Below are 23,365 nucleotides of genomic sequence, written 5' to 3'. Positions count from 1 at the left end.
GGAAACATGGCATTTCGACAGGATGTTGGCGCCAATCATCCGCCAGACGGCCGTTAACAAAAAATCCCTCTACGCTTATAAAGGCCGCCCCCAAGAGGCGCGGGCTAGAGCTTCTGGCACGCGCGTGCAGCAGAAACAGAGTGGAAGAACCGACATGATCGACCTCGCAACCTGGAACCTCAGCGTTCCCGTTGGCAGCCCGCCCCACACCGTCGAAACCTCCAGACTGGTGAACGGCTTCAAGGATCAGTACTTCCATTCGGACACCGGCACCCTGTTCTTCTGGTCCCCGGTGACCGGCTCGAAAACCGAAAACGCCATCTACCCGCGCACCGAACTGCGCGAAACCTTCAGCAACGGCACCCTGCGCAACTGGTACTACCCGGACGCCGACAACCTGCTGCGCGCGACCCTGTCCGTCAACAAAGTGCCCAGCTCGGGCAAGATCGTCATCGGGCAGATCCACGCCTATGAAAGCCAGAAACCATTGGTGAAACTCGAGTATCAGTACAAGAGCAAACTGGACTCCGGCAACCTGGTGATCAAGGTGCGCATGCACCCGGATGATGACGAAGGCCGGGTGATTACCCTCGCGACCGGGATCAAACTGGATCGCGAATTCAATTACCTGATTCACCTCAGCCCCGGCGGCGCGCTGGGCGTGAGTGCGGCCGGGTATCAGTGGGATTCGCAGATCAGCGCGACCTGGCGCAACAAACCGCTGTATTTCAAGGCGGGCGTGTATGTGCAGGACAACACCGGGTACACCAGCGAAGGTGGGCAGGTGACGTTCAGCAAGCTGGATATCGATCACGATAAATAGTGGCGGCGTGATCGTTTAAGGCTCCTGTTTAAAGACGGTTCGCGTTACTTCCTGAAGCCTACAACGGCTTGCGTCGCTGCCTACCGGTACGCCAGAATCCGCCGGCTTGTGCGCCTGGAGGGCCGTCGGTAACTTGATTCGGGTCACTGATTCGCAGTGATCGGGTTTAGTAGCCCGTGGTTTCAAGCTTGGTTCACAAGCATCTGTCAGTCAGGAATTTCGATTCCTGCACTCGATGGCGACTGTGCGCAGGGCACCTTCGGGTGCGCCGGCTTGCTCGAAACCCCGGTCTACTAACCTGCGTACAGTTGCCTCCACTTTGATTAGTAGCCAGAGCGGGGGCACTCCAATCAGGTTTCGAGCAAATGATTAAATCTACGCCTCATCCGCCAGAAACAGATCTGGCCTCCCCCTACGATTCCCTCGACCCCAAAAAACTCAACGAAGCCGCTGAACGCGCCCTCGACCACTACCTCTGCCCCGGCGCCCGCATCATGGCCACGGTCAACGAACCCGACCGCATGTACTTCGCCAACCCCGCCTACAACACCGAATCCCTGCTGGCCAACGCCAGCGAAACCCTCGGCTCCGCCAGCGAAATGCTCAACAACTTCGCCGCGATACTCCCGACATCCCACCGCAAAACCGCGCTGGGTATTGCACAAGTGGTGATGCTGGCGGAACTGGCGGTGAATCAGGCGCTGGATCACGTCGAGCCGAAGTAACCAGCTCTATATAAGGAACCCGCTTCAGGGCGGGTTTCTCGGGATGACATGTTGTATTTACACAACATGAACCTTCAAACGTTGCGGTAGCGGAACATGGACTACGTCCTATTGATCAGCCGTCTAGGTAATCAACTACGCGAAAAACGTATAGCTCGTGGCCTGACGCAAGTACAACTTGCCGAGCTCGCAGGGCTGACACGATACAACATCATCGCAGTGGAGAAAGGCGCTCCATCTGTCAGCATGATCGCCTACGCACGCACCCTGGCGGCTCTGGATAGTGAGCTTGTTGTCATTCCAGCTGTAATGCCAACTCTTGAAGAGCTTGCGGAGTTATTCAATGATCTCTGACTTTTAGATAATTCTTACCCCACGCAAAAATCATCTCCTGTAAAAATCCGTAGACGGACTCCGTTGCAGCTTACTCATCGTGCTCAACCAGATCCGCCAAGGATTTGATATCTATCCTGTTATCCACGATATCAAGTGCCATTCCCAGCGCTGTCAAAACCCTGAACACGGTGTATAGGGCCACATTCCCTCCCGCCTCAAGATCCATAATGGTCTTACGGCTGCACGCCGCTCTCTGCGCCAACAGCGCCTGGGTATAACCCTTAGCACGCCTGTACTGACGGATTCGCTCACCGAACAGCGGAGGGTTGTACAAGATCATCAATGTCACCTATATCGGACTTCAGTAAGCCGTTCCGGCTTTTTGTCCGTTATAGGTGACATCTCACGCAACGTATATGAGCTAGACATAAAAAACCCAGGCAAAAAGAAACCCGCCTCACGGCGGGTTTCTTTCAAATCAGCTCAACACCCAGTCTCAATTGACCTTGGCGTTCAACTCACCCTTCAGATAACGCTGATACATGCTTTCCAGCGAGATCGGCTTGATCTTCGAAGCGTTGCCGGCAGTACCGAAAGCTTCATAACGAGCGATACATACATCGCGCATCGCCTTGACGGTTTCACCGAAGAATTTACGCGGGTCGAATTCGCTCGGGTTGGTGGCCATCAGGCGACGCATGGCGCCGGTGGATGCCAGACGCAGGTCGGTGTCGATGTTGACCTTGCGCACGCCGTGCTTGATGCCTTCGACGATTTCTTCAACCGGTACGCCGTAGGTTTCTTTGATGTCGCCGCCGTACTGGTTGATGATCGCCAGCCACTCTTGCGGAACCGACGAGGAACCGTGCATCACCAGGTGGGTGTTCGGGATGCGTTTGTGGATTTCCTTGATGCGGTCGATCGCCAGCACGTCACCGGTAGGCGGCTTGGCGAACTTGTAGGCGCCGTGGCTGGTGCCGATGGCGATGGCCAGGGCGTCGACCTGAGTCTTCTTGACGAAGTCAGCGGCTTCCTCCGGGTCGGTCAGCATCTGGCTGTGATCCAGAACGCCTTCGGCGCCGATGCCGTCTTCTTCACCGGCCATGCCGGTTTCCAGAGAACCCAGGCAGCCCAGCTCGCCTTCGACCGAAACGCCGCAGGCGTGAGCCATGGCTACGGTCTGTTGGGTTACGCGGACGTTGTATTCGTAGTCGGTCGGGGTCTTGCCGTCTTCGCCGAGGGAGCCGTCCATCATCACCGAGCTGAAGCCCAGCTGGATGGAGCGCTGGCAGACGTCAGGGCTGGTGCCGTGGTCCTGGTGCATGCACACCGGGATGTGCGGGAATTCTTCGATCGCGGCCAGGATCAGGTGACGCAGGAACGGCGCGCCGGCGTATTTGCGAGCGCCGGCCGAAGCCTGAACGATCACCGGGGAGTCAGTCTTGTCAGCGGCTTCCATGATGGCGCGCATCTGCTCAAGGTTGTTGACGTTGAAGGCTGGAACGCCGTAGCCGAACTCGGCTGCGTGGTCCAGCATCTGGCGCATGCTGATAAGTGCCATTGTGTGTCTCTCTCCCGGTTTGGGTCGTTAATCGTGCCAGCCTGCCGGAGCGGCGGCGGCTATTCAAGTGATTGCAGATCGGGGGTTGAGGCCCGGCCTGGTGATTCGATAAAGCAAATTCTGTTTTATTCGGCTTTGCAGCCCCGGCCGATCAGATCATTGGTAGCGACCCAGTAGACCAGGCCTTCATTACCTTTGATGTGAAACGCCAGCATGTCGTCGCTGTACAACGCGCCCGACGCGCCCGGCTCTTCTTTCAGGCGATAGACCTGATCGCCGCCGCCCAGCCGCACATCGACTGCCTTCTGGCCGGCGTCGGTATAGCGCCACAACACCTTGGCCTGGCTGTCGCAGGTCCAGGTGGTCCAGTTATCCACAGGGGCGGACGACTGGAACGGGTTCCACTGCGCACAACCACCCAACAATCCCAGTGCCGCAACGGCGATCAAGCCTTTCATCCGTGTTCCTCGACCGGCAGCGCACGCCGCCGGCCCTGAGTTAAAGAGTCAGACCGGTCAAGGGCAACCATGTTCCTTGGCCGGGGTTTGCGTCTCGTACTTGTCCAGGCCTTCCGGTCCCGAGCGCTTGTTCAGCACCGGGTTGGTTTCAGCCTGCCAGTCGGCCTGGTAGCAGCCTTTCTGTGCCTCGCCGGGTGCCGGTGTCGGCTCGGCCTTCGGGTTACTCCCGCAGGCCGCCAGCGTACCGGTCAGCAACAACAGCGCTAACGACTTGACCATCTGAACACTCCTTTGCCTGGCCAAACGGGCGGCCTCAGGCCTTGGCCCGGCTTTCCAGGACTTCAACGGCCGGCAGCACCTTGCCTTCGACGAATTCGAGGAACGCGCCACCGCCGGTGGAAATGTAGGAGATCTTTTCCGCCACGCCATATTTATCGATGGCCGCCAGGGTATCGCCACCACCGGCAATCGAGAACGCCGCGCTTTCGGCGATGGCTTCGGCCAGCACTTTGGTGCCGTTGCCGAACTGGTCGAATTCGAACACACCGACCGGGCCGTTCCACAGGATGGTTTTCGACGACTTCAGCAGCTCGGCGAAGTTGGCGGCGGTTTGCGGGCCGATGTCGAGGATCATGTCGTCAGCAGCGACGTCAGCGATCAACTTCACGGTCGCTTCAGCGCTTTCAGCGAATTCCTTGGCAACCACAACGTCCACCGGCAGCGGCACGCTGACCTTGGCGGCGATGGCGCGAGCGGTGTCCAGCAGGTCCGGCTCGTACAGCGACTTGCCGACCGGGTGACCGGCAGCAGCCAGGAAGGTGTTGGCGATGCCGCCACCGACGATCAGTTGATCGCAGATCTGGCTCAGGCTGTTCAGCACGTCGAGTTTGGTCGAGACCTTGGAGCCGGCCACGATGGCGGCCATCGGCTTGGCCGGTGCGCCCAAGGCTTTGCCCAGTGCGTCCAGCTCAGCGGCCAGCAGCGGGCCGGCAGCGGCGACTTTGGCGAACTTGGCCACACCGTGGGTCGAACCTTCGGCACGGTGAGCAGTACCGAAAGCATCCATCACGAACACGTCGCACAGGGCGGCGTATTGCTGGGCCAGGTCGTCAGCGTTCTTTTTCTCGCCCTTGTTGAAGCGCACGTTTTCAAACAGCACGATGTCGCCGGCCTTGACGTCAACGCCGCCCAGGTAGTCGGCCACCAGCGGCACTTCGCGGCCCAGGGCCTTGCTCAGGTAGTCAGCAACAGGCTTGAGGCTGTTCTCGGCAGAGAACTCGCCTTCGGTCGGACGACCCAGGTGCGAGCAGACCATCACGGCCGCGCCTTTTTCCAGGGCCAGCTTGATGGTCGGCAGCGAAGCCAGGATACGCGCATCGCTGGTGACAACACCGTCCTTGACTGGGACGTTGAGGTCTTCGCGGATCAATACGCGCTTACCTTGCAGATCGAGGTCGGACATCTTCAACACGGTCATGGGTCGCACTTCCTACGGTTTTTTTGAAGTCGCTGTCTGCAGAAAATGTTCTGCAACATCCAGCATTCGGTTGGCAAAACCCCATTCGTTGTCGAACCAGGCCAGGATGTTCACCAGCCGGGGGCCGGAAACGCGGGTCTGACTGGCATCGACGATGGCCGAATGTGGGTCATGGTTGAAATCACAACTTGCGTGGGGCAGCTCGGTGTAGGCCAAAAGGCCTTTGAGCGGGCCGCTGGTAGCAGCCTCGCGCAGGATCCGGTTGACCTCGCCGGCGTCGGTGTCGCTCGCGGTCTGCATCGTGATGTCGAGGCAGGACACGTTGACCGTCGGCACGCGTACGGCTTTGGCCTGGATTCGCCCGGCAAGTTCCGGCAGCAGACGCTCGATACCGCGCGCCAGACCGGTGGACACCGGGATCACCGACTGGAACGCCGAACGGGTGCGGCGCAGGTCTTCGTGGTGATAGGCGTCGATCACCGGCTGATCGTTCATCGCCGAGTGAATCGTGGTGATCGACACGAATTCCAGGCCGATCGCCTTGTCCAGCAGACGCAGCAGCGGCACGCCGCAGTTGGTGGTGCAGGAGGCGTTGGACACCAGCAGTTCATCGCCGGTCAGGCAATCCTGATTGACGCCGTAGACGATGGTGGCGTCGACATCCGCCTCGCTGGCCATCGGCTGCGAGAACAGTACCCGCGGCGCGCCGGCGTCGAGGAAACGCTGGCCGTCTTCACGGGTGTGGTAAGCGCCGGAGCATTCGAGCACCAGATCGACGCCAAGGGACGCCCAATCGATGCCTTCGGGGGTGGCACTGCGCAAGACTTTCACGCAGTTGCCATTGATATGCAGACAATCGCCGTCGACCTTCACTTCACCGGGAAACCGGCCGTGAGTGGAGTCGAAGCGTGTCAGGTATTCGATGCTGGCCATGTCGGCCAGATCGTTGATCGCGACAATTTCAAACCCTGCCGTCGAGCCTCGCTCGAACAACGCACGCAAGACGCAACGACCAATCCGGCCGTAGCCGTTGAGTGCAACTTTGTAGGGACGCGGTTGAGGCATGGGGTTCTCGATTACCGTGGTGTATCCGTTGATGCGATGGCGCCTGAACCATCGCTATCGCGAGCAAGCTCGCTCCCACACGAGTCATACATAACCCTGTGGGAGCGAGCTTGCTCGCGAATGCGTCAGTTCAGGCGACACCTATTCTGGATCAGTCTTCCAGCAGCTCTTCAGCCTGACCCAGGATGTTTTCCAGGGTGAAGCCGAACTCTTCGAACAGTGCCGAAGCCGGAGCCGATTCGCCGTAGGTGGTCATGCCGATCACGCGACCTTCCAGACCCACGTACTTGAACCAGAAGTCGGCGTGGGCCGCTTCGATCGCGATACGCGCGCCGACCTGCAACGGCAGGACCGATTGCTTGTAGCTGGCGTCCTGAGCGTCGAACGCGCTGGTGCATGGCATGGAAACCACGCGCACCTTGCGGCCCTGCTCGGTCAGCTTGTCGTAGGCCTGAACGGCCAGACCGACTTCCGAACCGGTAGCGATCAGGATCAGCTCAGGCTCGCCTGCGCAGTCCTTCAGCACGTAGCCACCACGGCGGATATCGGCGATCTGGCCGGCATCGCGGGTCTGGTGCTGCAGGTTCTGACGGGAGAAGATCAGAGCGGACGGGCCGTCCTTGCGCTCCAGAGCGTTTTTCCAGGCCACAGCCGATTCAACGGCATCGGCTGGACGCCAGGTGTCGAGGTTCGGCGTGCTGCGCAGGCTGGTCAGTTGCTCGATCGGCTGGTGCGTCGGGCCGTCTTCGCCCAGACCGATGGAGTCGTGGGTGTAGACGTGGATTACACGCTGCTTCATCAGCGCGGACATGCGCACCGCGTTGCGGGCGTATTCCATGAACATCAGGAAGGTCGCGCCGTAAGGCACCAGACCGCCGTGCAGGGCAACGCCGTTCATGATCGCGGTCATGCCGAATTCGCGCACGCCGTAGTACATGTAGTTGCCGCTGGCGTCTTCGGCGCTGACGCCTTTACAGCCTTTCCACAGGGTCAGGTTGGAACCGGCCAGGTCAGCCGAACCGCCCAGCACTTCCGGCAGCAGCGGGCCGAACGCGTTCAGGGCGTTCTGGCTGGCTTTACGGCTGGCGATGGTTTCGCCCTTGGCCGCGACTTCGGCGATGTAGGCATCGGCCTTCTCGGAGAAGTCAGCTGGCAGTTCGCCGCTCAGGCGACGGATCAGCTCGTTGGCTTCGGTCGGGAACGCGGCGGAGTAGGCAGCGAAACGCTGGTCCCACTCGGACTCGACGGCGCGGCCCTTTTCCTTGGCATCCCACTCGGCATAGATGTCGGCCGGGATTTCGAACGGACCGTGGTTCCAGTTCAGCGCCTGACGGGTCAGGGCGATTTCCGCGTCACCCAGCGGGGCGCCGTGGCAATCTTCCTTGCCCTGTTTGTTCGGCGAACCGAAACCGATGGTGGTCTTGCAGCAGATCAGAGTCGGTAGCGGGCTCTTGCGAGCGGTCTCGATGGCGGTCTTGATCTCTTCCGGATCGTGACCGTCGACGTTGCGGATCACCTGCCAGTTGTAGGCTTCGAAACGCTTCGGCGTGTCATCGGTGAACCAGCCTTCGACTTCGCCGTCGATGGAGATGCCGTTGTCATCGTAGAAGGCGATCAGCTTGCCCAGGCCCAGGGTCCCGGCCAGGGAAGCGACTTCGTGGGAAATGCCTTCCATCATGCAGCCATCACCCAGGAACACGTAGGTGTGGTGGTCGACAATGTTGTGGCCGGGACGGTTGAACTGCGCGCCCAGTACCTTTTCAGCCAGGGCGAAGCCCACGGCGTTGGCCAGACCCTGACCCAGCGGGCCGGTAGTGGTCTCGACGCCCGGGGTGTAACCGAATTCCGGGTGGCCCGGGGTGCGGCTGTGCAGTTGACGGAACTGTTTCAGGTCGTCGATCGACAGGTCGTAGCCGGTCAGGTGCAGCAGCGAGTAGATCAACATCGAGCCGTGGCCGTTGGACAGCACGAAGCGGTCACGGTCGGCGAAGGATGGATTGCTCGGGTTGTGCTTGAGGTAGTCGCGCCAAAGCACTTCGGCAATATCTGCCATACCCATAGGGGCACCGGGATGGCCGCTGTTGGCTTTTTGCACGGCATCCATGCTGAGGGCACGAATGGCGTTGGCACGCTCACGACGGCTAGGCATCGCTGATCTCCTGGGTGTGAATAGATTGAAACGGAAAAAAGGAGGGCATTTTCCCTCACCCGAGCGCCTCGGGGCAATGACAGATAGTCATCCGGAGGCGTTTTTCCAATGGATAACATCGGTTTCGGCTGGTGAAACCTTTCCGCTGTTCGTCTGTAGAGTTAACCGGTCAGTGAGAAGTGCAATAAAAAGTGCCACCCATCGAGCAATATCAAAACTTTTTGATATTGGCCTTGCGGTGTTTTCCGGCCGTCTCTAGACTGCTGGCCCTATGAACTTACGCGTGCCTTCCATTCGCCATGACGATTGCGACGAGCTGGCGGCCCTGTGCAAGGCCGGCGGTGATCCGCTGCGGCTGAATGTATTGCGCGCCCTGGTCAACGATTCGTTCGGCGTACTGGAACTGGCGCAGATTTTCGATATCGGCCAGTCCGGCATGAGCCATCACCTCAAGGTGTTGGCGCAAGCGGATCTGGTGGCAACTCGCCGCGAAGGCAACGCGATTTTCTATCGCCGCGCCCTGCCCCACACCGAGTTACTGGGCGGCAAGCTGCACGCGGCGTTGTTAGAAGAAGTCGACAATCTGGCACTGCCGGCCGACGTGGAAACGCGGATCGCACAGGTCCATGGGCAACGCGCGGCCAACAGCCAGGACTTTTTCGCACGGGTAGCAGAGAAATTCCGCGCCCAGCAGGATTTGATTGCCGGCCTGCCGCAGTACCGTGAAAGCGTGCTGGCCTTGCTCGACAAACTGAATTTCGGTGGCGCTGCCTCGGCCATCGAAGTCGGCCCCGGCGATGGTGCTTTCCTGCCGGAACTGGCGCGTCGCTTCAGCACCGTAACCGCACTGGACAACAGCGCGGCGATGCTCGAACTGGCACGCCAGGTGTGTGAACGTGAAAAGCTGACTAACGTCAGCCTGCAATTGGCCGATGCATTGGGTGGCGTGAGCCTTCAAGCCGATTGCGTAGTTTTGAACATGGTGTTACACCATTTCGCCGCGCCGGCCGAAGCGCTCAAGCACATGGCCGGCTTGCTGCAACCGGGCGGTAGCCTGCTCGTGACAGAGTTATGTAGCCACAACCAGAGTTGGGCCAGGGAGGCCTGCGGTGATCTGTGGTTGGGGTTTGAACAGGACGATCTGGCCCGTTGGGCCACCGCTGCGGGACTCGTTCCCGGGGAAAGCCTCTATGTAGGCTTACGTAATGGTTTCCAGATCCAGGTCCGCCATTTTCAGCGGCCGGCTGGCGACACTCACCATCGGTAAATTCAGGAAAACATCGAGATGAGCGAATACTCCCTCTTCACCTCCGAGTCCGTGTCCGAAGGACATCCGGACAAAATCGCCGACCAGATTTCCGATGCAGTGCTGGACGCCATCATCGCCCAGGACAAGCACGCACGCGTTGCGGTGGAAACCCTGGTCAAGACTGGCGTGGCCATCGTTGCCGGTGAAGTGACCACCAGCGCCTGGGTCGACCTGGAGCAGATCGTTCGTGACGTGATCTGCGACATCGGCTACACCAGCTCCGACGTCGGCTTCGACGGCGCTACCTGCGGCGTGATGAACATCATCGGCAAGCAGTCTCCTGACATCAACCAGGGCGTTGACCGTGCCAAGCCTGAAGATCAGGGCGCCGGCGACCAGGGCCTGATGTTCGGCTACGCCAGCAACGAAACCGACGTGCTGATGCCGGCACCGATCACCTTCTCGCACCAGCTGGTTCAGCGCCAGGCCGAAGCCCGTAAATCGGGTCTGCTGCCTTGGCTGCGTCCGGACGCCAAGTCGCAAGTGACCTGCCGTTACGAAGGCGGCAAGGTTGTCGGTATCGACGCCGTGGTCCTGTCGACCCAGCACAACCCTGAAGTGTCGTACAACGACCTGCGCGAAGGCGTGATGGAACTGATCGTCAAGCACGTGCTGCCTGCCGAACTGCTGAGCAAGGACACCCAGTTCCACATCAACCCGACCGGCCAGTTCATCATTGGCGGCCCGGTAGGTGACTGCGGTCTGACCGGTCGCAAGATCATCGTCGACAGCTACGGCGGCATGGCCCGTCACGGCGGCGGCGCGTTCTCCGGCAAGGATCCATCGAAGGTTGACCGTTCGGCTGCCTACGCTGGCCGTTACGTTGCCAAGAACATCGTGGCTGCCGGCCTGGCCGAGCGTTGCGAAATCCAGGTTTCCTACGCGATCGGTGTGGCCCAGCCTACCTCGATCTCGCTGAACACCTTCGGCACCGGCAAGATCAGCGATGACAAGATCATCAAACTGGTCCGTGAAGTGTTCGACCTGCGTCCATACGCGATCACCACCATGCTCGACCTGCTGCACCCGATGTACCAGGAAACCGCAGCCTACGGCCACTTCGGCCGTGCTCCGCAGACCAAGACTGTTGGCGAAGACACCTTCTCCACTTTCACCTGGGAAAAAACCGACCGCGCCGACGCTCTGCGTTCTGCTGCCGGCCTGTAATTTTCCTGGCGGTACAAGAAGCCCCGCACGGTTCGCCGTGCGGGGCTTTTTCATTCGTACTCTGTGGGAGCGAGCTTGCTCGCGAAGAGGCCCGAATCAGCGACCTCAAATCGGGATTGGAAACAGCTCGCAAAACACCCACCTCTCTCAACAACAGATCCTCGCCTAGCCTTCAGGTATCTCCCTGAGCAAGGACGCTCACGATGCCTGCTACACTGCGCCTGTTTTGCATTTCCCTGCTGCTCTGCGCCCACCTCAGCACCTTCGCTGGCGATTGCCCCACTTGGCCAGCCGACCGGGCCCGAAGCGAAATCACTACCCTGCAACAGCAGATCGATCAATGGGACGACGCCTATCACCGTGAAGGTCGTTCACTGATCGCCGATGAACTCTACGATCAGTCCCGCAACCGGCTCGGCGAATGGCGCCAGTGCTTCAAACTTCCATCACCGGCCAAGCCGTTACGGACTGCGGCTGGCCCGGTCGCGCATCCAATCGCCCACACTGGCCTCGACAAACTTCACGACGCAACCGACATCGAAGCCTGGCTGCGCGACCGCAAGGACGTCTGGGCACAACCCAAGGTCGATGGCGTGGCCGTCACGCTGATCTATCGCGCCGGGCGGTTGCAGCAGGCGATCAGTCGCGGCGACGGTGTTCGCGGGCAGGACTGGACCGACTCGGCACAGAAGATCAACGCCATTCCCCGACAGCTGACCCAACCGCTGGACCTCTCGGTGCAGGGCGAACTCTATTGGCGACTGAACGACCATATCCAGGCCCGCGCCGGCAGCGCCAACGCCCGCGCGAAAGTCGCCGGCCTGATGGGCCGCAAGGACTTGAGTGCCGAACAGGCCGCGGGTATCGGGCTGTTTGTCTGGGACTGGCCGCTGGGGCCGGACAGCCTGAAGGAGCGAATCACGGGGCTGGCAACACTGGGCTTGGCCACGACAGAACCTTACAGCCAACCCGTCAGTGGTCTTGCCGATGCGCAGCAGTGGCGTGATCACTGGTATCGCTCGCCACTGCCCTTCGCCAGTGACGGCATCGTCTTGCGTCAGAGCCAGCGTCCTGCCGCCGAACGCTGGCAGGCGCGCTCGCCTTACTGGGCCGTGGCCTGGAAATATCCGTTCGCCCAGGCATTGGCCGACGTACGCAAGGTCGATTTCAGGGTCGGCCGAACCGGGCGCATCACCCCCGTACTGGAACTGGCGCCGGTCATGCTCGACGACCGCCAGATCAGACGGGTCAGCGTCAGCTCGCTCAAACGCTGGCAGGAACTGGACATTCGTCCCGGCGATCAAGTGGCGATCAGCCTGGCAGGGCTGACGATTCCGCGACTCGACAGCGTCGTGCTGCGCAGCACGGAACGCGTCGAATTGGACGTTCCTCTCGCCAGCGACTTTCACCCGCTAAGCTGCTGGCAACCGACGCCCGGATGCGAGAGCCAGTTCCTCGCGCGCCTGACCTGGCTTGGCGGCAAGCAAGGGCTGGCACTGCCCCATGTCGGTCGCGGCACGTGGGAGAAACTTCTGGATACAGGCCGACTGAACAGCCTGCTGGATTGGTTGGCCCTCGACGAGCCAGAGCTTGCTAAGATTGCCGGCCTTGGCGAGCGCAGCAGCGCCCGCCTGCTCCACAGTTTTCACAGTGCTCGCCAGCGGCCGTTCACCCAGTGGCTCAAGGCCCTCGGGCTGCCGCCGACCGGTCAGGCCTCTTTGGCTGATTCATGGCAAGCGCTGGCACAACGAAATACCGAACAATGGCAGGCAGAACCCGGAATCGGCCCCGGTCGCGCGGCGCAATTGAGCGCTTTTTTCCGCGACCCGCAGGTGCTGGCCCTGAGTGAAACCTTACGCGCCGCCGGAATCGACGGTTTCTGAACATGCATCCCGGCAAGCCGGGAACCCAACGGTCGCCGAAGCGCTCCAACAGCGCAGTGCTTTCCCGACCCGATTGCCTTTGCACATGGAGCTTTTATGAAATTTCTCGCACCGCTCGCCATGCTGACTCTTTGCGGCGTAATGGCCGCACCCGCGATGGCTGGCGAAGACGCCCCGGGCCTGACCGGCTGTGCCGCCAAGAAGCAAGGCATCATCAATCAGATCGAACAGGCCAAATCCCGTGGCAACGCCGACCAGCAGGCCGGCCTCGAAACCGCCCTGCGCGAAGTCACCGAGCACTGCACCGACGCCGGCCTGAAGAAGGAACGTGAAAACAAGGTGCTCGACGCCAAGCACGAAGTGAGCAAGCGCCAGGCCGATCTCGACAAGGCCATGAAGAAAGGCGACCCGGAGAAGATCGACAAGCGCAAGAACAAGCTCGCCGAGTCGCGCAAGGAATTGCAGGACGCGCTGGACGAACTGGACAAGTAATCCGCCAGGCAATGTGCGGTGAAAGAGTCCTCTCCGTCACCGCACCTCAGGATCAATGATCCCGAAACTCTTTATGACAGGCACTGCAGGCATCTTCGACCTTCTGCACCGCCGGCCCCAGGTTACTGGCCTTGTACGGCTGAACCTTGCTGGCGATCACCAGCTCACCGGTGGCCGCCTCAAGGGTGCGGGCCATCTCCTGGAAACGTGCCTGTCTCTGCCAGACATCGTCCTTGGCGCTGGTGTGATCTTCTTCGCGCACCGACGGGAAATGCTTCCACGGCTCATGGGACAGCGCATCGAGTTTGACCGCGCCTTCCGTGAATTTCGGACCGTCGAAGGGGATGCGCCCGCGCAGCATGCCGCCCAGGTCTTCGCCGGTCTTGAGCATTTGCTTGAAGATCGCCTTGCGCTGACCCAGCGGGGAATTCGGGTCGACACCGCCGCAGGCGGACAAGGTCAGACAGGCCAGCAATACAACAGAAAGTCTTTTAAGAGTCATGGTGGCTTCAGGTCACGGAATTCGGCGGCCAGTATCCTCGCGTCACCGCCAAACACCAATAGCCCTATTAATAATATGGGTTGCTGGCGCGCATGGAGCACGCCTGCAACCGACACAGGAAACTCTCCATGAACAGCCGTTTCAAGGCCTGGCGTCACCCACTCATCGCAACCCTGCCGCTGCTGGCCATTCTTGCCGGCTGCACCGGAGGCGACAGTGCCAAGCCGAAAACCCACGCCCTGGCCACTTACTCCAGCGCCACCTGGGAAGCCCTGCCTGCGGTTTCCGACAACGATCTGGTGGCCGGTTTCGGTTCGTGGCGCAGCGCCTGCACCCGGCTCAAGGCTGACCCGATCTGGGGCGCCACCTGCGCGGCGGCGGCCAATGTGCCGCAAAGCGCTGGCGACATCCGCACGTTCCTCAAGCAGCACCTCGATGTGTTCGGCCTGCGCGCCGAAAATGACAACCCCAACGGTCTGATCACCGGTTACTACGAACCGGTCTATCCCGGCAGCCTGACGCAAACCGCGACCGCCAATGTTCCGGTGTATGGCGTGCCCGAAGACATGATCATCGTCTCTCTGGACAGCATTTACCCGGAGCTTAAAGGCAAGCGCCTGCGCGGTCGCCTCGAAGGTCGCGTGCTCAAGCCTTACGACGACGCCTCGACCATCGAGAGCAAAGGCGTCAAGGCGCCCGTGGTGGCGTGGCTGACCGACCCGATGAACCTGCAATTCCTGCAAATCCAGGGTTCAGGGCGGATTCAGACCGACGACGGCCGGCAACTGCGCATCGCCTACGCCGACCAGAACGGCCACCCGTACCGGCCGATCGGCCGCTGGCTGGTGGAACAGGGAGAACTGAAGAAAGAAGACGTGACCATGGGCGCGATCAGCAACTGGGCCAAGGCCAACCCGTCGCGCATTCCGGAATTGCTGGGCAGCAACCCGAGTTATGTGTTCTTCACCCGCAACCCGGACAGCAACGAAGGCCCGCGCGGCTCGCTGAATGTGCCGCTGACCGCCGGTTACAGCGCGGCGGTGGATCGCAAGGTGATTCCGCTGGGCAGCCTGTTGTGGCTGTCGACCACTCGCCCTGACGGCACGGCACTGGTACGCCCGGTGGCCGCGCAGGACACCGGCGGCGCGATTGCCGGCGAAGTTCGTGCGGATCTGTTCTGGGGCACCGGCGATGCCGCCGGGCAACTGGCCGGCGACATGAAACAGCAAGGGCAGATCTGGATGCTCTGGCCAAAAGGCGCAGCATTGCCGCAAGTACCGCAGGTGGCCGACAAGCAGTAAGCGAAACGCAAAAGATCGCAGGCCTCTTCAGCCTGCGATCCTTTCAGCGTCAGATTGAAACAAAGAAGAAACTGGCAATCAGCCCCATCCCGACAAACCACACCAGCGACCGCAGAATCGCCCAGTCCGCCAGATAGCAGATGATGTACAGCAGGCGACTGGTGATGAACAGCACTGCCAGCACATTGACCGTCACCAGCTGCGCCGTGCCCACCAGGTGCGCGACGATCACCGCCGCCGCAAAGGCCGGCGTCACTTCAAAACTGTTCAGTTGCGCCGCGTGGGCTCGTCGCGCCACACCGTTCAGGCTTTCGAGAAAGTCCCGGGGATCGTGATTGTCGCTGAGCCGGTAACCACCGACAGCCTTGGCCACGCCCGTGCACACATAGGGCAGAAAGATCGCAATGAAAACGCACCACAGAGCCACCGTCATAACGCCGTCCTTCTTCAGTTTTTAGAGTATTGGCGGGTCAGAACTTCATCACCAGCATGCCGATCAGCACCAGCCCACAGGCTAAGAGCCGTGGCCGGCCGAAAGGTTCTTTCAGGTAGCGCATGCCGAACAGCACCACCAGAATCACGCTGATCTCGCGCAACGCGGCGGCTTCGGCAATCGACCCCAGTTGCATCGCCCACAGCACCAGAGCGTAGCTGAACAACACGCAGAACCCGACCGCCAGCCCCAACTTCCATTGTTCGCGCCAGAACTGCAGGAACGCCGGACGTTTGGCCACCCACGCCAGCAGCGGGAACGGCCAGGCGCTGAGCAGCGTGACCCAGACCAGGTAATCCAGCGGATGCGACCAGCGCCGCAAGGCCTGCCCATCGATGTAGGTGTAGCAGCCGATGCACAGCCCGATCAGCGCCACCACCGGCAGCATCGACCACGGCAGGTGTTTCCCGCCGCCGCCCTGCCAGAGCAGGCAGGCCATGCCCAGCGGGATCAACATGATCCCGAAGACCTGCTGGGTGGTCAGCACTTCGCCGGCGAAGATCAGGGTCAGCGCCAGTACCACCAGCGGCGACAAGCCGCGCATCAACGGATAGACCAGCCCCAGGTCGCCGACCCGATAGGCCTGGATCAACAGGTAGCGATAAAGCAGCTCGAACGCCGCCGACGCCAGAATCCACGGCCAGATTTCCGGCGGCGGCAGGCTGATGAAAGGAAACGCCAGCGCGACGAACAACAGCGCCACGGTGTCCATGCAGGCCACCACCAGCAACCGCTCGGCGCTGAATTTGATCAGGGTATTCCACGCGGCGTGCAACAGCGCCGCCACCAACACCAGAGCTGTCGCCAGCACGTGTCACTCCTTCATTCTTGTTTTTGAACCCGAGCCATTTGATCAGGTCTTTGCTTCGCGATGTGTCAGCCGCTGTTTATACGTCAAGCGACCTCGCCACACCCGATTGCGCACAGGCAAATGCCAAAAAAATCCTGTCCGGGACACACAATTGTGCCCCCACCCGGTGTCTACCCATCCAACCCTTGTGCCCATGAACAGGCGCGCTGTCTTTTCACCCCCCATCCAAAGGACCCCGGATGCTTGAACTTGTCGCCGCTTTCATCTGCCTCACCACCCTCCTCACTTTCGTGAATTACCGCTTCATCGGTTTGCCTCCGACCATCGGCGTGATGGTTACCGCACTGATGTTCTCCCTGTTGCTGCAAGGCCTGAGCCTGCTCGGTTATCCCGGCCTCGAAGAACGCGTGCAGCAACTGATCGGTCAGATCGACTTCGGTGATCTGCTGATGAACTGGATGTTGTCGTTCCTGCTGTTCGCCGGCGCCTTGCACGTCAACCTGAACGACCTGCGCAGCTATCGCTGGCCCATCGGCCTGCTGGCGACCTTCGGCGTACTGATCGCCACCGCCGTGATCGGCAGCCTCGCCTACTACATCTTCGCCCTGTTCGGCTGGCACGTGAGCTTCCTTTACTGCCTGTTGTTCGGCGCACTGATTTCCCCGACCGACCCGATCGCGGTACTCGGCGTGTTGCGGACGGCCAACGCCTCGAAACCGTTGAAAACCACCATCGTCGGCGAGTCGCTGTTCAACGACGGCACTGCCGTGGTGGTGTTCACCGTGTTACTGGGCATCGCGCAACTGGGCGAAACCCCGACCATCGGCGCCACCGCCATGCTGTTTGCCCATGAAGCGATCGGCGGCGTGCTGTTCGGCGGGCTGATCGGTTATCTGGTGTACCTGATGATCAAGAGCATCGAGCAGCACCAGATCGAAGTCATGCTGACCCTGGCGCTGGTGATCGGCGGCTCGGCAATGGCCACCGAGCTGCACGTCTCGGCGCCGATTGCGATGGTGGTCGCCGGTCTGATCATCGGTAACCTCGGTCGCAACCTGGCGATGAACGACATGACGCGCAAATACCTGGACGGTTTCTGGGAGTTGCTCGACGACATGCTCAACGCCCTGCTGTTCGCGCTGATCGGCATGGAGCTGTTGCTGCTGCCGTTCAACTGGCTGCACGTGGCGGCGGCAAGCCTGCTGGCGCTGGCGATTCTGCTGTCGCGCCTGCTCACCGTGGCCCCGGCCATTGTCCTGTTGCGGCGCTGGCGCACGGTGCCGCGCGGCACGATCCGCATCCTGACCTGGGGCGGTTTGCGCGGCGGAGTTTCGGTGGCTTTGGCCCTGGCCCTGCCGCTGGGCCCCGAGCGCGATCTGCTGCTGAGCATCACCTACATCGTGGTGCTGTCGTCGATCCTGTTGCAGGGTCTGACGATTGGCAAACTGGTCAAGCACGCCACCCGCGATGAACCGGCAACCACTGCCGAGCCTGCGCACCACTGATCATTTATTGATCTGCTGCGGGTCGGGCTTTTCCGCCTGATCCGCAGACTCCTTCGGTTTTCCGCTTTCGCTGCGGATCTGCGCATGGCTGATCAGGGCGAAGATGAAACTGCCGCCGATGATGTTCCCCGCCAAGGTCGGCCCGGCAAACACCGCCCAGAAATCACTCCACGGCAACTCGCCGGCAAACACCAGGTACGACACTTCCGCCGAACCCACCACGATGTGCGTAAAGTCGCCCAGCGCCATGAGGTAGGTGATGAGGATGATGATCCACATCTTCGCGCTCTCCATGGACGGGATCATCCAGACCATGGTGGCGATCATCCAGCCGGAAACGATGCCCTTGGCGAACATCTGGCTCGCGTGGTTTTCCATGACCTTGCGGCCGATTTCGAGGAAGGCGGCGTCGGTCTTGCTGTCGAAGATCGGCAGTTCGAGCATCACATACGCCACCAGAATCGTGCCGCACAGGTTGCCGAACAGCACGACTGTCCAGAGTCGGATCAAGCGGCCGAAATTGCCAAGCGTCGGTTTGGTCATGACCGGCAGAACAGCGGTCAGGGTGTTTTCGGTGAACAGTTGCTGGCGAGCCAGGATCACCGCGAGGAAACCGGCGCAGTAGCCGAAGCTGGCGATCACCTTGAACTCGTCGCCCTCGGGCAACCGCGAATTGAGCAGGCCCATGCCCATCAGCGACAGGCCCATGGTCAGCCCGGCCGCGAGTGCCGACCACCACAGCGCGGCGATGCTGCGCTCCAGCTCCTGATCGCCCTGTTTGCGGATGATTTCATGCAGGACCGCCGCCCGGGGCGGCTGGTTTTTCTCGACTTCGTGTTGTTCCTTGGCCGAGAGGTCGGGGGTCTTGCCGTCTGTTGGCGTGGTCATGGCGGGAAACCGGTGGCGGGGTCATAAAGCTACGACACGCGCCGCTCGGCTTCCGTTCTGTGGGGTGCGCCGATTACTCGGTAACGGGCGTTTCATCCTTGAACTGGTCTTTGACGTATTTGATCTCGGTCCGCCCGTGCGGCGCTGGCAGGCCGTCTTCGCCGAGGTTGACGAAGACCATCTTCTCGACAGTCAGGATGCTCTTGCGGGTGATCTTGTTGCGCACTTCACAGGTCAGGGTGATCGAGGTGCGGCCGAACTCGGTGGCGGTGATGCCCAGTTCGATGATGTCGCCCTGGCGCGAGGCGCTGACGAAGTTGATCTCGGAAATGTACTTGGTCACCACGCGCTGGTTGCCCAGTTGAACGATGGCGTAGATCGCCGCTTCTTCGTCGATCCAGCGCAGCAGGCTGCCGCCGAACAGGGTGCCGTTGGGGTTGAGGTCTTCGGGTTTTACCCACTTGCGGGTGTGGAAATTCATCTTCACTCCTGAGCGTCTTGCCGAATGATGGGGCCATCTTGGCAGACTGAGCGGTCATGCTCCATGAGGCTTCTACTATGGTCGCTATTAATGATCTTCATCTGGCCGACAGAAACCCTTTGGAAGATCAGTCTAGACGGCTATAATCGCTCCCGTTTCAAAACGGTAACGTTCGCTTGATACCGTTTTCCCGCCACCTGTCCGAGGGGCGCTGCAGCAGGTTCAACCTGTCAGGCTCGGATGGGGCGTTGACTGGCTCAGGCCGGACACTAAACGCACAACGGCGCCCATTCGCATACATTACGAATGGAGGCTCTCATGAGCGCTGTTATCACGCCTGCAGATTTTAACGATTACAAAGTTGCCGACATGTCCCTGGCTGCCTGGGGTCGTCGCGAAACCATCATCGCCGAGTCGGAAATGCCGGCCCTGATGGGTCTGCGTCGCAAGTACGCTTCCGAGCAGCCGCTGAAAGGCGCAAAAATCCTCGGCTGCATCCACATGACCATTCAGACCGCCGTGCTGATCGAAACCCTGGTTGCCCTGGGTGCCGAAGTTCGCTGGTCGTCCTGCAACATCTTCTCGACTCAGGATCAGGCTGCTGCGTCCATCGCCGCTGCCGGCATCCCGGTTTTCGCCTGGAAAGGCGAGACTGAAGAAGAGTACGAGTGGTGCCTGGAGCAGACCATCCTGAAAGATGGCCAGCCATGGGACGCCAACATGATCCTCGACGACGGCGGCGACCTGACCCAGCTGCTGCACGACAAGTACCCACAGGTTCTGGACCGCGTTCACGGCGTGACCGAAGAAACCACCACCGGCGTACACCGCCTGCTGGACATGCTGGCCAAGGGCGAACTGCGCATCCCGGCCATCAACGTCAACGACTCGGTGACCAAGTCCAAGAACGACAACAAGTACGGCTGCCGTCACAGCCTGAACGACGCCATCAAGCGTGGTACTGACCACCTGCTGTCCGGCAAGCAAGCGCTGGTCATCGGTTACGGTGACGTGGGCAAGGGTTCGGCCCAGTCCCTGCGTCAGGAAGGCATGATCGTCAAGGTTTCCGAAGTCGACCCGATCTGCGCCATGCAAGCCTGCATGGACGGTTTCGAACTGGTTTCGCCGTTCATCGACGGTATCAACGACGGCACCGAAGCAAGCATCGACAAAGCGCTGCTGGGCAAGATCGACCTGATCGTGACCACCACCGGTAACGTCAACGTTTGCGACGCAAACATGCTCAAAGCCCTGAAAAAGCGCGCCGTTGTCTGCAACATCGGTCACTTCGACAACGAAATCGACACCGCTTTCATGCGCAAGAACTGGGCATGGGAAGAAGTGAAGCCACAGGTACACAAGATCCACCGTACCGGCCCGGGCGCTTTCGACGCGCAGAACGACGACTACCTGATCCTGCTGGCCGAAGGCCGTCTGGTGAACCTGGGCAACGCCACCGGTCACCCGAGCCGCATCATGGACGGTTCGTTCGCCAACCAGGTTCTGGCGCAGATCTTCCTGTTCGGCCAGAAGTACGCCGACCTGTCGCCAGCCCAGAAAGCCGAGCGCCTGACCGTTGAAGTACTGCCGAAGAAACTCGACGAAGAAGTGGCTCTGGAAATGGTTCGCGGCTTCGGCGGCGTGGTCACTCAACTGACCAAGCAACAGGCTGACTACATCGGCGTGACCGTCGAAGGCCCGTTCAAGCCGCACGCTTACCGCTACTAAGAGCATCTGCGAGCTTCAAGCTTCAAGCGGCAAGCAAGGCCACAAGCCGGGCTTGCCGCGCGAAGCCCGAAAGCTCTGCCCCTATTTGTCAAAACAGTGTCAGGCCGCAAGCTTCAGGCACAAGAGACCGGCGCACCTCCGCTGCTCTTGCAGCTTGAAGCTTGCAGCTTGTAGCTGGAGGTCCCCTCGATGTCCCAAGACCGTCGCTACAGCTTCGAGTTCTTCCCGACCAAGACCGATGCTGGGCATGAAAAACTGCTCGCCACTGCACGTCAGCTGGCCACCTACAACCCTGACTTCTTTTCCTGCACCTACGGCGCGGGCGGCTCGACCCGTGACCGCACGCTGAACACAGTGTTGCAGCTGGAAAGCGAAGTCAAAGTACCCGCCGCCCCGCACCTGTCGTGCGTCGGCGACAGCAAGGACGACCTGCGCGGCCTGCTGAACGAGTACAAGGCTGCCGGCATCAAACGCATCGTTGCCCTGCGTGGCGACCTGCCGTCCGGCATGGGCATGACCAGCGGCGAGCTGCGTCACGCCAATGAACTGGTTGAATTCATTCGTGAAGAAACCGGCAATCATTTCCACATCGAAGTCGCCGCTTACCCGGAGATGCATCCGCAAGCGCGCAACTATGAAGACGATCTCGCCAACTTCGTGCGCAAGGCCCGCGCCGGCGCCGACAGCGCGATCACCCAGTACTTCTTCAACGCCGACAGCTACTTCTACTTCGTCGACCGTTTGCAGGCGCTGGGCGTGGACATTCCGGTCGTTCCGGGGATCATGCCGATCACCAACTACAGCAAACTCGCGCGCTTCTCCGATGCCTGCGGTGCGGAAATCCCGCGCTGGATCCGCAAGCAACTGGAAGCCTACGGCGATGACAGCCAGAGCATTCAGCGCTTCGGCGAGCAAGTCGTCAGCGAAATGTGCGAACGCCTGCTGCAAGGCGGCGCTCCTGGCCTGCACTTCTATTCCATGAACCAGGCCGAACCTAGCCTGGCGATCTGGAACAACCTGAAGTTGCCACGCTGATACCGCTGTAAGCTTCAAGCTGAAAGCTTCATGCAACAACAGAAGATCGCAAGTTTCGACAGCTCCTGTTGGGTTGTCGCAACTGCGATCTTTTGCTTTTAAGGCCCGAAACAGAGCTTCTGCAGCCAGTTTCTGGCTCTTTGGCGTTTCTCGTCGTAATCTCAAGTCATGCCTTTGATCACGCAGTTATTCGCCGTGCTGGTTTTTGCTTGCCTGAGCTTTGCGGCTCGAGGCGAGAAGCTGCGTATCGTCACAGAACCGTGGGCGCCGTACGTTTACGAAGAGAACGGCAAGAACCTCGGGCTGGACTACGAAACCACTGCCATTGTGTTCAAACGTCTGGGCATCGATGTCGAGTGGCAGTTCCTGCCATGGAAACGTTGCCTGTCGATGCTCGAAACCGGCCAGGCCGACGGTGCGCTGGACATCTTTCACAGCGACGAACGCGACGCCACCCTGCTCTACCCGAGCGAACCGCTGTCGGACGTCGAGTTCGTGATGTTCTACGCCAACGACCGACCGCACCCTTTTCGCAGCCTTGAAGACCTCAAAGGCCTGACCATCGGTACTTCGCCGGGTTATCTGTACAGCCCGGACTTCAGTGAATCGACCCTGTTCAACCGGGAACCGGCCCCGACCCATGAAGCCAACTTCGGCAAACTGGTGCGCGGGCGCATCGACCTGCTGATCACCGATCGCCGCGTGGGTCAGCATTTGCTCGATGAACTGAATATCCGCGATCAGATCACCGAAAACCCCACCGTCATTAGCCGCCAGAGCCAGTTTCTGGCCGTGCGGCGCAATGCGGGGATGGATTTGCTGGTGCAGCGCTTCGGCGCCGAGCTCAAGCGTTTCAAGCGTGAGCCGGCCTATGCCGAGCTGAGCGCGCGCTACGGTGCAGCCCCGGTTTCGGAAAAACCCTTGAGCAGCGCCACCGCCAGCGGCAAAACCGTTGAGCAGCAGGAAAGCGGCGCGCAGTGATTGCTCTGTTATACTCCGGCGTTCCCGCCAGGCTCACGCCCGGACGCCCGGAACCGTTACAGGCCTCCCGACCCGCTACAGCGCAGCTTTTCAGCCCGCGCGAGCGCTCCGGACGTGCCTTCGGAACCGCAGCAGGACCGGACGGGATTGCGTCCTCTTAAACGCCATTCGCGCCAGGCAAGACTCCCATTGGGC

Annotated in this window: 24 protein-coding genes and 1 riboswitch; of the genes, 12 read left to right on the top strand and 12 right to left on the bottom strand. The window is 60.6% G+C overall.

Going from position 1 to position 23,365, the window contains the following annotated elements; translation table 11 throughout:
• The first annotated feature begins 154 nt into the window (after positions 1 to 154).
• From OQ248_RS12860 to OQ248_RS12850, 3 genes are all read left to right on the top strand, one after another.
• Entirely contained in the window at positions 155 to 823 is a 669-nt protein-coding gene (locus OQ248_RS12860) for a polysaccharide lyase family 7 protein (RefSeq protein WP_265813018.1), read from the top strand.
• Positions 824 to 1,188: 365 nt separating this feature from the next.
• Positions 1,189 to 1,548 carry a hypothetical protein gene (locus OQ248_RS12855; RefSeq protein WP_265813017.1) on the top strand — a complete coding sequence of 120 codons (360 nt, stop codon included), beginning with the start codon at positions 1,189 to 1,191 and terminating at the stop codon, positions 1,546 to 1,548.
• Between the two features lie 96 nt (positions 1,549 to 1,644).
• Complete coding sequence (locus tag OQ248_RS12850) at positions 1,645 to 1,902, top strand: helix-turn-helix domain-containing protein (RefSeq protein ID WP_114886025.1); 258 nt, start codon at positions 1,645 to 1,647, stop codon at positions 1,900 to 1,902.
• 70 nt (positions 1,903 to 1,972) lie between these two features.
• Here OQ248_RS12850 and OQ248_RS12845 read toward each other — a convergent pair whose 3' ends face one another.
• The 7 genes from OQ248_RS12845 to tkt all read right to left on the bottom strand — a co-directional run bounded on the left by OQ248_RS12845 (position 1,973) and on the right by tkt (position 8,594).
• Positions 1,973 to 2,224, bottom strand: coding sequence for a helix-turn-helix domain-containing protein (locus OQ248_RS12845; protein ID WP_114886028.1), 252 nt, complete (start codon positions 2,222 to 2,224; stop codon positions 1,973 to 1,975).
• A 156-nt stretch (positions 2,225 to 2,380) separates the two neighbouring features.
• The gene (gene fba, locus OQ248_RS12840; RefSeq protein WP_265813016.1) at positions 2,381 to 3,445 is read right to left on the bottom strand and encodes a class II fructose-bisphosphate aldolase; all 1,065 of its coding nucleotides are present in this window, start codon (positions 3,443 to 3,445) and stop codon (positions 2,381 to 2,383) included.
• A 125-nt stretch (positions 3,446 to 3,570) separates the two neighbouring features.
• Entirely contained in the window at positions 3,571 to 3,903 is a 333-nt protein-coding gene (locus OQ248_RS12835; protein WP_114886030.1) for an MliC family protein, read from the bottom strand.
• A 57-nt stretch (positions 3,904 to 3,960) separates the two neighbouring features.
• Positions 3,961 to 4,182, bottom strand: coding sequence for a hypothetical protein (locus OQ248_RS12830; RefSeq protein WP_197867242.1), 222 nt, complete (start codon positions 4,180 to 4,182; stop codon positions 3,961 to 3,963).
• A 34-nt stretch (positions 4,183 to 4,216) separates the two neighbouring features.
• Entirely contained in the window at positions 4,217 to 5,380 is a 1,164-nt protein-coding gene (locus OQ248_RS12825) for a phosphoglycerate kinase (RefSeq protein WP_085709119.1), read from the bottom strand.
• 12 nt (positions 5,381 to 5,392) lie between these two features.
• Complete coding sequence (gene epd / locus OQ248_RS12820; RefSeq protein ID WP_265813015.1) at positions 5,393 to 6,445, bottom strand: erythrose-4-phosphate dehydrogenase; 1,053 nt, start codon at positions 6,443 to 6,445, stop codon at positions 5,393 to 5,395.
• 151 nt (positions 6,446 to 6,596) lie between these two features.
• Entirely contained in the window at positions 6,597 to 8,594 is a 1,998-nt protein-coding gene (tkt, locus tag OQ248_RS12815) for a transketolase (RefSeq protein ID WP_265813014.1), read from the bottom strand.
• A gap of 271 nt (positions 8,595 to 8,865) precedes the next feature.
• Between tkt and OQ248_RS12810 the strand changes: the two genes are divergently transcribed.
• The 4 genes from OQ248_RS12810 (at position 8,866) to OQ248_RS12795 (ending at position 13,445) form a co-directional block, all read left to right on the top strand.
• Entirely contained in the window at positions 8,866 to 9,861 is a 996-nt protein-coding gene (locus tag OQ248_RS12810; RefSeq protein ID WP_265813013.1) for a metalloregulator ArsR/SmtB family transcription factor, read from the top strand.
• Between the two features lie 18 nt (positions 9,862 to 9,879).
• Entirely contained in the window at positions 9,880 to 11,070 is a 1,191-nt protein-coding gene (gene metK, locus OQ248_RS12805; protein WP_011336330.1) for a methionine adenosyltransferase, read from the top strand.
• A 203-nt stretch (positions 11,071 to 11,273) separates the two neighbouring features.
• Positions 11,274 to 12,953 carry an NAD-dependent DNA ligase LigB gene (ligB, locus tag OQ248_RS12800; RefSeq protein ID WP_265813012.1) on the top strand — a complete coding sequence of 560 codons (1,680 nt, stop codon included), beginning with the start codon at positions 11,274 to 11,276 and terminating at the stop codon, positions 12,951 to 12,953.
• Between the two features lie 96 nt (positions 12,954 to 13,049).
• Entirely contained in the window at positions 13,050 to 13,445 is a 396-nt protein-coding gene (locus OQ248_RS12795; RefSeq protein ID WP_085731609.1) for a DUF1090 domain-containing protein, read from the top strand.
• A 52-nt stretch (positions 13,446 to 13,497) separates the two neighbouring features.
• Here OQ248_RS12795 and OQ248_RS12790 read toward each other — a convergent pair whose 3' ends face one another.
• A complete protein-coding gene (locus tag OQ248_RS12790; protein ID WP_114886040.1) occupies positions 13,498 to 13,947 on the bottom strand; it encodes a cytochrome c in 450 nt (149 codons plus the stop codon).
• 128 nt (positions 13,948 to 14,075) lie between these two features.
• Here OQ248_RS12790 and OQ248_RS12785 point away from each other — a divergent pair, with 128 nt between their 5' ends.
• Positions 14,076 to 15,248 (top strand): MltA domain-containing protein, encoded by a 1,173-nt coding sequence (locus OQ248_RS12785; RefSeq protein ID WP_265813011.1) that lies wholly within the window; start codon positions 14,076 to 14,078, stop codon positions 15,246 to 15,248.
• Positions 15,249 to 15,297: 49 nt separating this feature from the next.
• Here the strand turns inward: OQ248_RS12785 and OQ248_RS12780 are convergent, their stop codons facing one another.
• Positions 15,298 to 15,681 (bottom strand): MAPEG family protein, encoded by a 384-nt coding sequence (locus tag OQ248_RS12780; protein WP_134828375.1) that lies wholly within the window; start codon positions 15,679 to 15,681, stop codon positions 15,298 to 15,300.
• 37 nt (positions 15,682 to 15,718) lie between these two features.
• Positions 15,719 to 16,552 (bottom strand): EamA family transporter, encoded by an 834-nt coding sequence (locus OQ248_RS12775; RefSeq protein WP_265813010.1) that lies wholly within the window; start codon positions 16,550 to 16,552, stop codon positions 15,719 to 15,721.
• A gap of 239 nt (positions 16,553 to 16,791) precedes the next feature.
• On the opposite strand from OQ248_RS12775, the gene OQ248_RS12770 reads away from it, so the two are divergent.
• Complete coding sequence (locus tag OQ248_RS12770; protein ID WP_265813009.1) at positions 16,792 to 18,057, top strand: sodium:proton antiporter; 1,266 nt, start codon at positions 16,792 to 16,794, stop codon at positions 18,055 to 18,057.
• On the opposite strand, the gene OQ248_RS12765 is transcribed toward OQ248_RS12770, so the two are convergent.
• Together OQ248_RS12765 and OQ248_RS12760 are read right to left on the bottom strand one after the other, a co-directional pair.
• Positions 18,058 to 18,945 carry a formate/nitrite transporter family protein gene (locus OQ248_RS12765; RefSeq protein ID WP_085709107.1) on the bottom strand — a complete coding sequence of 296 codons (888 nt, stop codon included), beginning with the start codon at positions 18,943 to 18,945 and terminating at the stop codon, positions 18,058 to 18,060. It abuts the gene before it with no gap.
• Between the two features lie 73 nt (positions 18,946 to 19,018).
• Positions 19,019 to 19,426: a hotdog domain-containing protein gene (locus tag OQ248_RS12760; protein WP_007959686.1), complete on the bottom strand. Its 408-nt coding sequence runs from the start codon at positions 19,424 to 19,426 to the stop codon at positions 19,019 to 19,021.
• A gap of 197 nt (positions 19,427 to 19,623) precedes the next feature.
• Positions 19,624 to 19,722, top strand: a riboswitch (S-adenosyl-L-homocysteine riboswitch).
• Between the two features lie 22 nt (positions 19,723 to 19,744).
• Here OQ248_RS12760 and ahcY point away from each other — a divergent pair.
• The 3 genes from ahcY (at position 19,745) to OQ248_RS12745 (ending at position 23,170) form a co-directional block, all read left to right on the top strand.
• Positions 19,745 to 21,154, top strand: coding sequence for an adenosylhomocysteinase (gene ahcY, locus OQ248_RS12755; protein WP_127800358.1), 1,410 nt, complete (start codon positions 19,745 to 19,747; stop codon positions 21,152 to 21,154).
• 189 nt (positions 21,155 to 21,343) lie between these two features.
• Complete coding sequence (metF, locus tag OQ248_RS12750) at positions 21,344 to 22,189, top strand: methylenetetrahydrofolate reductase [NAD(P)H] (RefSeq protein ID WP_114886047.1); 846 nt, start codon at positions 21,344 to 21,346, stop codon at positions 22,187 to 22,189.
• A gap of 168 nt (positions 22,190 to 22,357) precedes the next feature.
• A complete protein-coding gene (locus OQ248_RS12745) occupies positions 22,358 to 23,170 on the top strand; it encodes a transporter substrate-binding domain-containing protein (RefSeq protein ID WP_114886048.1) in 813 nt (270 codons plus the stop codon).
• Positions 23,171 to 23,365: the final 195 nt, after the last annotated feature.

The sequence above is a fragment of the Pseudomonas sp. COW5 genome (assembly GCF_026240005.1).
In the GTDB taxonomy this organism is placed as follows: Bacteria; Pseudomonadota; Gammaproteobacteria; order Pseudomonadales; family Pseudomonadaceae; genus Aquipseudomonas; species Aquipseudomonas kribbensis.
The sequence above is the reverse complement of the archived record's forward strand: the minus strand, read 5'-3'. Positions and strand labels throughout refer to the sequence as shown.

Coding starts and splice junctions, on each gene's coding strand:
- OQ248_RS12860 (WP_265813018.1), top strand. CDS start 155: ATGATCGACCTCGCAACCTGGAACCTCAGCGTTCCCGTTGGCAGCCCG.
- OQ248_RS12855 (WP_265813017.1), top strand. CDS start 1,189: ATGATTAAATCTACGCCTCATCCGCCAGAAACAGATCTGGCCTCCCCC.
- OQ248_RS12850 (WP_114886025.1), top strand. CDS start 1,645: ATGGACTACGTCCTATTGATCAGCCGTCTAGGTAATCAACTACGCGAA.
- OQ248_RS12845 (WP_114886028.1), bottom strand. CDS start 2,224: ATGATCTTGTACAACCCTCCGCTGTTCGGTGAGCGAATCCGTCAGTAC.
- fba (WP_265813016.1), bottom strand. CDS start 3,445: ATGGCACTTATCAGCATGCGCCAGATGCTGGACCACGCAGCCGAGTTC.
- OQ248_RS12835 (WP_114886030.1), bottom strand. CDS start 3,903: ATGAAAGGCTTGATCGCCGTTGCGGCACTGGGATTGTTGGGTGGTTGT.
- OQ248_RS12830 (WP_197867242.1), bottom strand. CDS start 4,182: ATGGTCAAGTCGTTAGCGCTGTTGTTGCTGACCGGTACGCTGGCGGCC.
- OQ248_RS12825 (WP_085709119.1), bottom strand. CDS start 5,380: ATGACCGTGTTGAAGATGTCCGACCTCGATCTGCAAGGTAAGCGCGTA.
- epd (WP_265813015.1), bottom strand. CDS start 6,445: ATGCCTCAACCGCGTCCCTACAAAGTTGCACTCAACGGCTACGGCCGG.
- tkt (WP_265813014.1), bottom strand. CDS start 8,594: ATGCCTAGCCGTCGTGAGCGTGCCAACGCCATTCGTGCCCTCAGCATG.
- OQ248_RS12810 (WP_265813013.1), top strand. CDS start 8,866: ATGAACTTACGCGTGCCTTCCATTCGCCATGACGATTGCGACGAGCTG.
- metK (WP_011336330.1), top strand. CDS start 9,880: ATGAGCGAATACTCCCTCTTCACCTCCGAGTCCGTGTCCGAAGGACAT.
- ligB (WP_265813012.1), top strand. CDS start 11,274: ATGCCTGCTACACTGCGCCTGTTTTGCATTTCCCTGCTGCTCTGCGCC.
- OQ248_RS12795 (WP_085731609.1), top strand. CDS start 13,050: ATGAAATTTCTCGCACCGCTCGCCATGCTGACTCTTTGCGGCGTAATG.
- OQ248_RS12790 (WP_114886040.1), bottom strand. CDS start 13,947: ATGACTCTTAAAAGACTTTCTGTTGTATTGCTGGCCTGTCTGACCTTG.
- OQ248_RS12785 (WP_265813011.1), top strand. CDS start 14,076: ATGAACAGCCGTTTCAAGGCCTGGCGTCACCCACTCATCGCAACCCTG.
- OQ248_RS12780 (WP_134828375.1), bottom strand. CDS start 15,681: ATGACGGTGGCTCTGTGGTGCGTTTTCATTGCGATCTTTCTGCCCTAT.
- OQ248_RS12770 (WP_265813009.1), top strand. CDS start 16,792: ATGCTTGAACTTGTCGCCGCTTTCATCTGCCTCACCACCCTCCTCACT.
- OQ248_RS12765 (WP_085709107.1), bottom strand. CDS start 18,945: ATGACCACGCCAACAGACGGCAAGACCCCCGACCTCTCGGCCAAGGAA.
- OQ248_RS12760 (WP_007959686.1), bottom strand. CDS start 19,426: ATGAATTTCCACACCCGCAAGTGGGTAAAACCCGAAGACCTCAACCCC.
- ahcY (WP_127800358.1), top strand. CDS start 19,745: ATGAGCGCTGTTATCACGCCTGCAGATTTTAACGATTACAAAGTTGCC.
- metF (WP_114886047.1), top strand. CDS start 21,344: ATGTCCCAAGACCGTCGCTACAGCTTCGAGTTCTTCCCGACCAAGACC.
- OQ248_RS12745 (WP_114886048.1), top strand. CDS start 22,358: ATGCCTTTGATCACGCAGTTATTCGCCGTGCTGGTTTTTGCTTGCCTG.